The 12,255-nt window shown below is 37.6% G+C and carries 12 protein-coding genes; 11 read left to right on the top strand and 1 reads right to left on the bottom strand.

Annotated features, from left to right (window positions below; genetic code table 11):
- The first annotated feature begins 19 nt into the window (after positions 1-19).
- Positions 20-643 carry an AmiS/UreI family transporter gene (locus tag CVD23_RS07620; RefSeq protein ID WP_101578862.1) on the top strand — a complete coding sequence of 208 codons (624 nt, stop codon included), beginning with the start codon at positions 20-22 and terminating at the stop codon, positions 641-643.
- 392 nt (positions 644-1,035) lie between these two features.
- Entirely contained in the window at positions 1,036-2,154 is a 1,119-nt protein-coding gene (locus CVD23_RS07615; protein ID WP_101665643.1) for a mandelate racemase/muconate lactonizing enzyme family protein, read from the top strand.
- A gap of 141 nt (positions 2,155-2,295) precedes the next feature.
- Here CVD23_RS07615 and CVD23_RS07610 read toward each other — a convergent pair whose 3' ends face one another.
- Positions 2,296-2,505 (bottom strand): hypothetical protein, encoded by a 210-nt coding sequence (locus tag CVD23_RS07610; RefSeq protein WP_101578860.1) that lies wholly within the window; start codon positions 2,503-2,505, stop codon positions 2,296-2,298.
- Between the two features lie 429 nt (positions 2,506-2,934).
- Here CVD23_RS07610 and nikA point away from each other — a divergent pair, with 429 nt between their 5' ends.
- From nikA to CVD23_RS07565, 9 genes are all read left to right on the top strand, one after another.
- Complete coding sequence (gene nikA, locus CVD23_RS07605) at positions 2,935-4,473, top strand: nickel ABC transporter substrate-binding protein (protein WP_101665642.1); 1,539 nt, start codon at positions 2,935-2,937, stop codon at positions 4,471-4,473.
- Positions 4,470-5,411 (top strand): nickel ABC transporter permease, encoded by a 942-nt coding sequence (gene nikB, locus CVD23_RS07600; protein ID WP_101665641.1) that lies wholly within the window; start codon positions 4,470-4,472, stop codon positions 5,409-5,411. Before nikA ends, nikB begins: the two co-directional genes overlap by 4 nt.
- Positions 5,408-6,244 carry a nickel transporter permease gene (nikC, locus tag CVD23_RS07595; RefSeq protein ID WP_374702620.1) on the top strand — a complete coding sequence of 279 codons (837 nt, stop codon included), beginning with the start codon at positions 5,408-5,410 and terminating at the stop codon, positions 6,242-6,244. Before nikB ends, nikC begins: the two co-directional genes overlap by 4 nt.
- On the top strand, positions 6,241-7,062 hold the full coding sequence (locus CVD23_RS07590; RefSeq protein ID WP_101665640.1) for an ABC transporter ATP-binding protein: 822 nt from the start codon (positions 6,241-6,243) through the stop codon (positions 7,060-7,062). Before nikC ends, CVD23_RS07590 begins: the two co-directional genes overlap by 4 nt.
- Positions 7,062-7,862 carry an ABC transporter ATP-binding protein gene (locus CVD23_RS07585; protein WP_257988122.1) on the top strand — a complete coding sequence of 267 codons (801 nt, stop codon included), beginning with the start codon at positions 7,062-7,064 and terminating at the stop codon, positions 7,860-7,862. The genes CVD23_RS07590 and CVD23_RS07585 overlap by 1 nt, the downstream gene beginning before the upstream one ends.
- 12 nt (positions 7,863-7,874) lie before the next feature.
- A complete protein-coding gene (locus CVD23_RS07580) occupies positions 7,875-9,188 on the top strand; it encodes an MATE family efflux transporter (RefSeq protein ID WP_101665639.1) in 1,314 nt (437 codons plus the stop codon).
- A gap of 1 nt (position 9,189) precedes the next feature.
- Positions 9,190-10,011, top strand: coding sequence for a nicotianamine synthase family protein (locus tag CVD23_RS07575; RefSeq protein ID WP_101665638.1), 822 nt, complete (start codon positions 9,190-9,192; stop codon positions 10,009-10,011).
- A 608-nt stretch (positions 10,012-10,619) separates the two neighbouring features.
- Positions 10,620-11,339: a YebC/PmpR family DNA-binding transcriptional regulator gene (locus tag CVD23_RS07570; protein ID WP_101578853.1), complete on the top strand. Its 720-nt coding sequence runs from the start codon at positions 10,620-10,622 to the stop codon at positions 11,337-11,339.
- 321 nt (positions 11,340-11,660) lie between these two features.
- Positions 11,661-12,233 (top strand): DUF6944 family repetitive protein, encoded by a 573-nt coding sequence (locus CVD23_RS07565; RefSeq protein ID WP_101665637.1) that lies wholly within the window; start codon positions 11,661-11,663, stop codon positions 12,231-12,233.
- Positions 12,234-12,255: the final 22 nt, after the last annotated feature.

Below are 12,255 nucleotides of genomic sequence, written 5' to 3'. Positions count from 1 at the left end.
TAAAAAAGAGGTGTGAAGTATGTCCAATGTTGGCTTGCTGTATGTCGGCGCGGTACTTTTTGTTAATGGCTTGATGTTGCTTGGGAAAGTCGAAGGAAAAAGTGCAGGTGTGTTCAACTTATTTGTGGGCTCGTTGCAGGTGATTACTCCGATCTATGTCATTATTTCCAATCCTCACGATTCATGGACAATCTTGCAAGCGTCTGGAACTTTTTTATTTGGCTTCACATATCTATACGTCGGTATTAACAATTTATGCGATTTAGATGCAACGGGTTTCGGGTGGTACTCGCTATGGGTTTCAATCATGGCTGTCGGATATTCAATAGTAACCTTCATCCATTTTAATGACTACAAGTTTGGAATCATCTGGCTAATGTGGTCATTCCTTTGGTTTTTATTTTTCCGATTGCTTGCTTTGAATAAAGACATTGGTCGGTTTACAGGATGGGTGACTATGATTCAATCATGGTTAACTGCCACTATTCCGGCATTTTTGTCTTTAATCGGAGTATGGACCCAAGTGAGCGCCCTTGTAATTTCTGCTGTAACAGCGGCGGTCGTTGTTAGTTTTATTATATTGTACTTTTCAACAAAGACTATTAAGAAAAAGCATTCTTCCCTTGATGTTTCTGCGACTTAAGAGATTGAGTGAAAACTGACTGGTATTTATCAGCCGGTTCTTATTTAAATGCGGGACTAACTCCACCATTTTTAGAGCTTGTTTTTTAATTAATTGGTCGACAATTATATCAAAAGAGGGTATCCCAAAACCTGGCTGTTGGAGCACCCTCTTTTTCTTTAAAGTTGTTTGTATACAAAGGTATGGACTGATTATAATTAGTAAAACCATGTATGGCCTGAATGATATAACTTTGGGATTTTGTTTTTTTGAAAGAATGAAACCGGTATGGGCGACAAATATTAAGAAAGTTAGTACGAAATTAAGGAAACATCTGAAACCGTGAATATGCCAACAAGGCATAATGTTATCATCTAAAAAGATGTAATAAAATCAAAGCAGGTGGATCATCAATGCAAATTAAAAAAATCGAAACTTTTCCGTTGCTTTACAAAATTTCGCAACCTTATGGTGATGCAAACGGATATAAGAATTACAGAACCTGCTATTTGATCCATATCATTACAGACTCCGGTGTAGATGGTTGGGGAGAATGCATTGATTGGTTGCCTGCATTGCATCTCGGATTTAAAGAGCGGATCACTCCTTATTTAATCGGAAAGTCTGTTTATCATCGTTTGCAGCTAGTCAATACGATAAAGAAGTGGCATCAAAGGGCAGCTACAGCAGTGAGTATGGCTTTAACGGAAATAGCAGCTAAAAGCGCAAACCTATCTGTGTGTGAGCTGTGGGGAGGAAGCTATCGAGACAGTGTACCAGTTTATGCCTCTTTCCAATCGTATGCCGACAGGAAGGATTGGATGCATCACTCACTGAAATCTATTGAACAAACAATTACACAAGGTTTTAATAAAATAAAAGTAAAAATAGGCGGAAGGACGCTGCAAGAAGACGAATCTCATATTCATTCACTGCAGGACATGATTGAGGGAAAATTGCCGATCATCATGGATGCAAACCAAAGTTATGATGTGGCAACTGCGCGTAAGTGGGAGCGTCATTTTTCCAAATGGTCAAATGTGCTTTGGTTTGAAGAGCCACTGCCTTTGGATAACATGGAGGAGCTGAAACTGCTGCGCACAGTCCTTTCGGTGCCGATTGGCGGTGGAGAAAATATGAAGGGTGCGAAGCAATTTGTGCCGTTTTTATGTGAAAATGCTTTAGACATTATTCAACCGGATCTAATGCATGCAAATGGAATCGATGATTTCCGGGATACTTTACAGCTCGCGCGTCATTTTGGAACAAGGGTGTCGCCGCATGCGTATGATGGAGCCTTATCAAGGTTGTACACGATATTCAGCCAATCATGCTTGTCTCCGTCGAGTAAAATGGATGAAACAGACATTGAACCAGTAGAGTGGGATGTCATGGAAAATGCATTTTCCGAACTGATCAATATACAACCCAGCAATGGGATCGTTCAAATCCCGAGCGGAATTGGCATAGGTGTCAACATCAATCAAGAGTTAATCTCCCGCTATCTATGGGATGGCTCCTCTTATTGGTAAGTTTTTATGAATAAAAAAACACCTGTCCATAACTGGATCAGGTGAGTTGCGCGTTTCCCGATATAACGTTGGCCATCCAAACCTTTCGATCCAGTAATAATTCAAATTGATTCAATACGATGTCAAGTATATGCTTATTGATCAATCTCGCTGATGTTTTCCTTTAAGTGAAGCTGTTGCACCCCTATGTCCTTCTTCTTTTCTGAAACCTTTATCCAGCCTCCCGGCATTTTCAATATCACCCGAAGCTTCGTAGCCGGCAATTTCTGTATTGGAAGTAGTTCCGTACAAGCCCATGTTACCCAATTCAACATTTATTTTTTCCTGGACGTCATCTTTTTCTTGATCCACTTTTTTCACCTCCTAAGGGTAATGTAACCAATAAGTAAATGATTTAAAAAATAGCGGCAAAATTTTTTTGATTTCGTCTACCTATAATGATGTTGTTCGTAAAAATAAATTATTTATGACACCTTCAAATTAAAATTCTCCTTAATTACATTATCAAAACAAATGATAAAAATGAAAGAGGAGTAGTGAACCGATCAAAAATGATATTTTTTTCCCATTTAAATTTAAATTATAATGATTTACCATTGTTTAAGTGATAGTTATAAATCGTAATTATAACGATTTATAAAAAGTAATGGAAGGAGTTGAACTAGAAGGGACTGCCTTAAAACAATTTTTTATTATATCCAATTATCAAACACATGTTTATTATCATTCTCGTGTTATACAATTTAAATCGTAATAATTTCGATTACGGAGGAGCGCACTATGTCAAAAAAGAAAATACGAATGACATTATTGGTCACTATTTTTCTCCTAGTTCTATCTGCATGTTCATCTGCAAGTGTGATGGAAGGAAGGAAAGTTAACAAAAACAAGCAAGAGTTAACGTTTCTCTCCAACTTCCCGAGTGAAACATTGGATCCGCATTTAAATTACACTCCAGTGAGGGCAGGGGTAGCAGAAACCCTTGTTAAGATAAACGAGGAATTAGAATTGGAACCTTGGCTTGCAGAAGAATGGAAAACTGAGGATAACGGACAGTCATGGGTGTTTAGAATTAGAGACAATGTGACATTTCAAAATGGAAAAAAGGTTAATGCAAAAGCTGTTAAATCCTCGTTAGAGAGAAATATAAAAGTTAGCGAAGCTATTAAGAATTCTCTGAAAATCCAATCGTTAACTGCCGAGGGACAAATCTTAACTATAAAAACCGAACAGCCTTTGCCACATTTGCCTTCTGAACTGGTCCATCCCAATACAGCTATCATTGACGTAAGTGAATCTAATTTTGATCAAAGACCGATTGGAACGGGGCCGTTTCAGGTTGTTTCATTTGATGCAAATAGCAAATTGGAATTAGAGAGATATGACGCATATTGGGATGGGCGAGCAAGGCTTGATCGTGCAATTTTAACTTTTAACGAAGATGCAAATGCCCGCACATTGGCTCTGCAATCAGGGGATGCAGATATTGTTTATCGTCCAGCCATTGAAAGCATTGAATCTTTAAAAAGCGATAAAACAATCGTTACGAATGTGGTTCCTAGCTTACGAACTCATCTCCTAATGTACAACACTTCCAAAGAATCATTAGCTGATCAGAATGTAAGAAAAGCTTTCGACGCTTTGATTGATCGAAAAGAAGTGGTGGAAAGCATAATGGCAGGTCAAGCGACAATCGCATCAGGACCATTCTTGTCAGATTTTCCTTTTGCCCCTGCCTCTGAAGAAGAGCCATTTGGCTTACATATCGCAAAAAAGCATCTAGAAGCGGCAGGATACGAAATTGAAAATGGAAAGGCAAACAAGGATGGTAAACCTCTTTCGCTTAACTTACTAACTTACTCATACCGACCAGAACTTCCTTTAATAGCGCAACTCCTGCAATCTAATGCAAAGAAACTTGGTATCACCATCAATATTCAACAAGTAGATAACATTGATGAATATTTAGCGAAAAACGAACATTGGGATCTGGCTACCTACAGTATGATTACTTCTCCTAGAGGGGATGCAAGTTTCTTCCTTAATTCGACGTATATGCCCGGTGGTGCCATTAATCCCGGTCAAATTCAGAATGATAAGCTTATCAACGTTATAAGTGAATTAAATCTTGCAGTGGAAGAAGAGAAAAGAAACGAAATAGCCAAGCAAGCGATTATCACTATTGATAAGGAAACACTCCATTCATTTCTCGTTCATCCTAATAATTTTGTAGCATACAAAGATTATGTGGACGGCTGGATAACAAGTAAAAGTGAATATTATGCCTTGACTAACGAACTAGGCGTGAGGGAAAAGTGAAACATTTAGCCAAACGGCTGTTTGAACTCGTCTTGTTCCTATTGTTGCTTTCTTTCATAAGCTTCGTTTTTATGAAAATGGCCCCGGGTGATCCTGTCAGGTACGTACTTAACATAGATGATATTGCAATATCGGAAGAACAAATAGAGGAACTGCGAAATGAATTCGGATTTAATGACCCAATATATATACAATATTGGAGGTGGCTGCAGAATTTCTTTGCATTCGATCTAGGTTATTCCTATATGACCAATCAGCCTGTATTAGTTGAACTGGCGGAAAGATTTCCAGCAACTCTAATTCTCACCTTCACTTCTCTTATAGTAATGGTACTAATCGCTGGTCCGATAGGGATTTTAGCAGCACTACACAAAAATAAATGGATAGATCATTTCAGCAGATTACTGGCTTTATTAGGTGCTTCCCTACCCAGCTTTTGGTTAGGACTGCTCTTTATCCAACTATTTTCTGTTAAGTTCGGGATTTTCCCATCAATGGGGAAAGAGACATTTAGTCACTTGATTCTTCCTTCCCTAACATTAGGACTTGGGATGTCTGCGGTGTATGTTAGATTATTACGCTCAAGTTTATTGGAGACTCTAGGACAAGACTTCATACGATCAGCGAAAGCTCGGGGGCTTAGCAGAAAAAGGATACTTTTTTTTCATGCACTTCGTCACAGTCTTACTCCAGTAATCACGATTTTTGGTGTAAGTCTGGGAAGTTTGCTGGGAGGAACAGTAATTATTGAAGTTTTGTTCGCTTACCCGGGAATTGGAGAGTTAGTAGTGGAGGCCATTGTTCGAAGAGATTATCCCATTATACAGGGCTACATTCTGTTTATGGGTATGTTTGTTGTCATAATTAACATAATAGTAGATCTTTCTTATCGATATCTTAATCCGGAAATTAGATTTAAGGAGGCAGACCACAGTTGAAACAAATAACAACCTTTATCCTTCCTAAATTTAAATTTGGAATTATATTATTGACTCTGTTTATAACGTTCTTACTTCTGGCACCGTTTTTTGCCCCCTACGACCCGATAAATGTCGATATGGGCGAGAGATTGAAGCCAATTAGTTCAGAACATATATTAGGGACGGACCATCTGGGGAGAGATGTCTTTTCTCGCATTTTAGTAGGGGTACATACAACTGTGGGAACAAGTTTGTTTGTTTGTTCAATCTCATTATCTATTGGAGTACCGATTGGGATTCTGTCTGGTTATGTTGGTGGGAAAATTGACCGGTTCTTTATGAAAATGGTGGATGCTTTTATGGCCTTTCCGGACTATATTGCAGCTATAGTATTAAGTGGGTTGTTAGGACCGGGAACGTTAAATCTAGTATTCGCAATTATAGTTGTAAAATGGGTTGGTTATGCTAGATTAGCTAGAAGTACAGTCCTGTCCCTAAAACATAGAGATTATATTACGATGGGAAAAATTAATGGACTCGGCTCTATTGACATCTTTCGAAGACACATGATTCCACACATAATAGGAAATGTGATGGTTTTGGCCACCCTGGACATTGGTAAAATCATTCTTATGATTGCATCGCTTTCTTATATTGGTCTAGGCGCACAACCACCGACTCCTGAATGGGGGGCTATGCTGAACGAAGGGAAAGCATTTTTTTATAATGCGCCTCATCTAATGATCATCCCGGGACTGTTCATTATGTTTGTAGTCCTAATTGCAAATTTGATCGGAGATTATATAAGAGACCATTTTGATGTTAAATATCAAAAAGGAGAGGTTTCATGAATATCTTGACGATAAAAGACCTAACGGTAAAACATCGGGATAGCACGATTTTAGACCAAGTTAATCTTACGGTTCAAGAGGGAGAGTGGCTGGCCTTAGTGGGAGAGAGCGGAAGCGGGAAAAGTGTAATGGCGTCCGCCATTGGCGGTCTTTTACCATCTGAATTAATGGTTTTATCGGGAAAGATTTTTTTGGATGATCAAGAGATAACCAGATTTTCAGAGAAAGAATTTCAAAAGATACGGGGGAAGGAGATTGCGTACATCTTTCAGGATTATCAAGGGGCTTTTACACCTTTTATGACAATTGGCAAACAATTTGACGAAATGCTGAAGACACACACCGGTATGTCAAAGAATGAAAGAAAAGAATGTGCCTTATTATCACTTAAGAACGTACATCTTTCCGAAAAACGGGTATACAAAAGCTATCCTTTTCAACTAAGTGGGGGACAGCTCCAACGAGCAGCCATTGCGATGGCAACTATATTAAAACCAAAATTATTGATTGCAGATGAACCAACCACTGCTCTGGATAGTTTGACTGCAGCAAAGGTACTTGAACTCATTGCTGAATTAACAAAACAAACAAAAAGTGCTGTTTTGTTTATAACACATGATCTACGGCATGTACGTAAATATGCCAGTAATCTGGCGATTATCCTCCGAGGAGAAATTGTTGAATTTGGAGATAAAAAGACAATTATAAAACAACCGCAACATTTGTATACAAAACAGCTTTTTTCCGCTGTACCTAAATTAAGGGAAACGCCAGTCCGTCTTTTACCTAATACTGTGAAACAGGAGGCAACTTATTAATGGGCGGTGGTGTTATGGGTTTAGCTGGGAAAACGGTTTTGAAAGCTCGAAACATTACTAAACAATTTGCAAGTGGTATTACTGCAGTGAATAAGGTGTCTTTACAGATAAACAGAGGGGAATGCATCGGGTTGGTGGGGGAAAGCGGAAGCGGCAAAAGTACATTAGCTAGGTGCCTGCTAATTCTGGAAAATATAGATCAAGGTGAGATTTGGTTTAATGATAAACCATTACATCTATTAAAAAAAGAACATATGAGAATAGTTAGAAAAGACATGCAGGCAGTTTTTCAAAATCCTACCGCCTCTTTAAATCCCAAATTAAAGATTATCGACTCATTGATGGAACCTTTGGATTTTCAAAGAGAAGTTCAACCTTCTTTTTTAACAGGAATACGTAATAACAGAAGGAAAGTTGCGGAGTACCTCTTGAACATGGTTAATATTCCATCCAATTACTTATCTTACTACCCACATGAGTTAAGCGGAGGCCAAAAACAGAGGGTTATTATCGCAAGGGCTATAAGTATAGAACCTTCCCTTATTATTTTAGATGAGCCAACAGCTAGTTTAGATGTATCAATACAAGCACACATTTTAAATTTATTAAAAGATTTACAAAAAAAACTAGGTCTTTCTTATTTGTTCATTTCCCACGATCTTGCTGCTGTTAATTTTATGAGCCAACATATTATGGTAATGAAACAAGGAAACATTATCGATCAATGCCGGAGGGAGGAATTGTTTTTAAATGAAAGACATTTCTATACGAAAGAATTACTTAACATCTTTGATTCATAAGGAGGAAGTTTAGTGAATCACCGTTCTTATCTAGCATTAGCCATTCCGCTAGTCATTTCGACTATTACGACACCGATATTGGGTTTGGTGGACATGGCTGTTGTTGGACAGTTACCAGATCCTGCTTATATAGGTGGAGTCGCTGTAGGGACAATCATATTTAATACAATGTATTGGTTATTTGGTTTTTTACGCGTAAGCACTTCAGCATTCGCTGCTCAAGCATTTGGGGCGAATAATGTAAGAGAAGGTGTACTCGTTTTAACAAGGCCAGTTGTAGTCGCTTTAATTGTTGGAATAATGTTTGTGTTATTACAGCAGCCAATTGAGTTATTGGCATTATCATTTATTAATCCTTCAGCAGATGTAAGAAGCTTTGCATCCGATTACTTTTCGATCAGAATCTGGGGTGCCCCTTTTACTTTAATGAATTTTGTTATTTTAGGATGGTTAATGGGCTTGTCCCGAATAAAAGTGTCTTTGTACCTTCAAATTTTTTTAAATCTGGTAAATATAGTGCTTGATGTGGTTTTTGTAAAAGTTTTTCATTGGGGGGTATCTGGAGTAGCCGTAGCCACATTGATTGCTGAAATATCAACTTTTAGTCTGGGTATATTGCTTGTTTTAAGAGCATCACCTTATAAGATATCCTTTCCATCCCTAAAAGATATCATTGACCCTGTGCCTTTAAGGAAAATGCTGTTGATGAATAGAGATTTGCTCATACGAACCGTATGCCTGCTTATTGTCTTTAATGTATTTACAGCTAAGAGTGCTTCATTTGGAACAGAGGTGCTAGCAGCAAATGCAATTCTTATTCAAGTGCATTATATTTTGGCTTATGTCTTTGATGGCTTCGCAAATGCGTCAAGTATCTTTGTAGGACAAGCAGTAGGTTCAAAAAATGAGTCTTTGTATAAGAAAGCATTTTCACTTTCTTGCCAGTGGGCCGCGATCTCTTCAATATTAATTTCGGGGACGTATTGGTTATTGAAGGGTTACATTTTTCCCTTATTTACTCAAATTGATAGCGTCCTCGAGGTAACTAAATCCTATGAATTATGGGTTATGTTATTTCCACTTACCGCGGGTCTTGGTTTAATTCTTTATGGTGTCTTTACTGGGGCAGCAAATGCAGCACCAATTCGAAATTCAATGATTTACTCACTAATTGTTTTTTTGTTGAGTTTATATGTTCTGGTACCCAGTCTTTTAAATCATGGTTTATGGTTCGCCTTTATATTATTCAGTCTAGCCCGTTCATTATGTTTAGCAATGTATATTCCAAAGCTAAATCAAACAATTTTTTCAAAAAGGAGTGCATAGGTTGAAAACATTAGAATTAGCTAAGCTACAGGAAAAGATAATTAGTCAGTATAAAGAGGCATTTAGTATTTTAATAACGGAACAAGATTTATCACCCTATAATAAAACAATTAACCGGACCTTATGTGAATTAGTCGCTACTGTTTCTCAACCTTTACAACAATTTGTAGCAGAAGAAATCCTTAATCATGATGATATTAAATCCATTAGAAATCAAATGCTGGAAAAATTGATGATTGCTGAAACCTTAATGGAAAATTATTATGCTAATAGATTTAGTGGAAAGGTAGAATCTGTCCTTGATTTTAGTTCATTCATTTATTGGAGTAACTATGTAGAACTCATTAAAACTGAAATAAGACAGTTAAAAAAGATCAAAACCGAGTTTAACTCGTTCGCATTCGTAGGAACTGGTCCTCTACCTTTAAGTCCGATACTATTAGAAAAAGAGTTGGACGCAGAAATGACTTGTATAGATATTGACAGACAAGCATATAAATTAGGAAAGGGGATCGTACAAAATTTATATCCTGGTAGGGAGTCAAGCTATATTTTAAGGGATGGAGCCTCATATGATTATGATCACCATGATCTTGTTTGGATTGCTAGTCTCGTTCCAAATAAAGAGAAGGTTCTAAAAAGAGTATATGATACAAATCCAGATGCCCTAGTGGCGATTCGTTCAGTAGATGGTATACATCAATTATTGTATGAATCAGTTGATGCAACAAAATTTCAAACTGTAAACTGTCAAGAGGTTGGCAGGACTATTGCAAACTCTACCATTATAAACTCTACAATATTCTATATACATAAAAAATAAAACGTAATGATACCTATTATCAAAGCCTTCTTTGCCCAATACGTTAATTCTTTGGAGTGATTTTGCTATATTTCCTAGTCAAATTAGTGTTATTCCACTTGAAATGGCGACTGGTTATTAATACTGATTTTACTAAGCTAACGGGACCTATAGTTGATAAGTGGTTGGGCTAAAGCATATTAATCATTGACATTGTTTAACTACAGATGCGTTATTAAGCTGCTTGACTGGTGACCGATACAGGGAAGTTCAATAAGGACTGGATAGAGGAAGAAACTGGGGATGATTTGGATTCTCGATTAGCTAGCAACATTTTGTTGATTATTATAGCTCCCATTAAGCAGGATTGCTTTTGTTGTAGCTGACGAAACCAGTGAAAATGTTGTAAAGTGAAACAGCTTTATTCCTTGCTACTCAACATGAAGCCTGATTGTGTTATTGTATTTTATGCTCGAAAAAAAACATGTAGTTAAGGTATAATATAGTTGCAATGCAGTGGTATACAGTTTTTATTTTTCAGTGACATATCATCTTATAGTTATTCGAAGAGTTGCATGGAAGAAGCTTATATTATTGTGAAGATTCAAAGTTGAAAGCGAGTGTTCGGTATGGGCCGTAAGTGGAACAATATTAAGGAAAAAAAAGCGTCAAAAGATGCAAATACGAGTCGTGTATATGCAAAGTTTGGGCGCGAAATATATGTAGCAGCAAAGCAAGGTGAGCCTGATCCGGAATCAAATCAGGCATTAAAAATTGTACTTGAGCGTGCAAAAACGTACAGTGTGCCAAAAACGATAATTGACCGCGCGATTGAAAAAGCGAAAGGCGGCTCAGAAGAAAGCTATGACGAACTTCGTTATGAAGGCTTCGGGCCAAATGGATCCATGGTCATTGTTGATGCTTTGACAAATAACGTGAACCGTACCGCATCAGATGTGCGTGCTGCATTTGGCAAGAACGGTGGTAACATGGGAGTCAGTGGGTCTGTGGCTTATATGTTTGATGCAACGGCTGTCATCGGCGTCGAAGATAAAACAGCCGATGAAGTGCTTGAGTTATTAATGGAAGCAGATGTAGATGTGCGTGACATTTTGGAGGAAGACGAAGCGGTTATCGTTTATGCTGATCCGGACCAGTTCCATGCAGTGCAAGAAGCATTCAAGAATGTTGGTATAACTGACTTTACAGTGGCGGAATTGACAATGCTCGCACAAAATGATTTAACACTTCCAGAAGATGCACAGGAAAAGTTTGAAAAAATGATTGATGCATTAGAAGATTTAGAAGATGTTCAACAAGTGTACCACAATGTCGATTTTGGTGAATAATGCATGAAAGCAGACCTTTGTTATATCAAAAGGTCATCATATTTAGATTGTTTATTCATGAGTGACAGCGTTGTTTAAGTGACTTTATTGTCTTATGCAATAAAGTCTTTTTTACTTGGCTAAACTGAATTGCCATTAAGCCGAATTTTAATTTCTCTGTTGCAAAATTTCTACTTTCCCTCCACATTAGGTGTTATAGAACCGGGTCTTTCCTTGCGAACAATGCTTTCACATGTTCGTTTGATCGAAGCCATATGTCAATGACGTTAGAACACCAACATGAATATAATTTCATAAGCACTTATTGGTGGGTAGAATAATATGGATAATCAAACGAAAGAAATTTTTGGTTCAGTGATAGCAGCCGTGGGAACAATTATTTCCGCGATAGCAAGTACACCATCGAACTTTATAAAAAGTGATTTGCAAAACGATTTAGATTTAATCGGCAATGTCTTGCAGGCAGTGGGAACTGCCTTACAAGCTGACGGGCAAGAAGAAATATCCTTTGAAAAGGTAGGAAATGAAATTCAGGCAATTGGGAATGTTATCGTTATTGCTGGTATGGCTATTGATTTTGAAAAAGTGACAGAACAAAAATTAATCATTACAGGGAACTGGATACAAGCGCTGGGAGGAGCAGTCGCGCTTTCAGACGAGCTCGAAGATAATATCGCTCCAGGTCAATCATATAACATTATCGGTAACTTGCTGCAATCTATAGGAAACTCAATGCAGGCTTTAGGAGGCATAAAAGACCTGGAACAGAAAAATAAGATGTATAAACATCTTAAAGAACATGAGAACGGTCAATTATTAAAAGTCAGTGGTAGTTGGATACAAGCAACTGGCGCTGTACTATCATCAATTGGGCAATTTAAAGAGGAAAAGTAATATTGGATATATTCGCAGCTAC

This window comes from Bacillus sp. V33-4 (genome assembly GCF_002860225.1).
Taxonomy (GTDB): Bacteria; Bacillota; Bacilli; order Bacillales; family Cytobacillaceae; genus Bacillus_BJ; species Bacillus_BJ canaveralius.
Note: the sequence above shows the minus strand (reverse complement) of the source record. Positions and strands in the feature narration are given on the sequence as shown.

Bases quoted from the DNA above. Each gene is read 5' to 3' on its own strand.
- CVD23_RS07620 (WP_101578862.1), top strand. From the start codon at position 20: ATGTCCAATGTTGGCTTGCTGTATGTCGGCGCGGTACTTTTTGTTAAT.
- CVD23_RS07615 (WP_101665643.1), top strand. From the start codon at position 1,036: ATGCAAATTAAAAAAATCGAAACTTTTCCGTTGCTTTACAAAATTTCG.
- nikA (WP_101665642.1), top strand. From the start codon at position 2,935: ATGTCAAAAAAGAAAATACGAATGACATTATTGGTCACTATTTTTCTC.
- CVD23_RS07590 (WP_101665640.1), top strand. From the start codon at position 6,241: ATGAATATCTTGACGATAAAAGACCTAACGGTAAAACATCGGGATAGC.
- CVD23_RS07585 (WP_257988122.1), top strand. From the start codon at position 7,062: ATGGGCGGTGGTGTTATGGGTTTAGCTGGGAAAACGGTTTTGAAAGCT.
- CVD23_RS07570 (WP_101578853.1), top strand. From the start codon at position 10,620: ATGGGCCGTAAGTGGAACAATATTAAGGAAAAAAAAGCGTCAAAAGAT.
- CVD23_RS07565 (WP_101665637.1), top strand. From the start codon at position 11,661: ATGGATAATCAAACGAAAGAAATTTTTGGTTCAGTGATAGCAGCCGTG.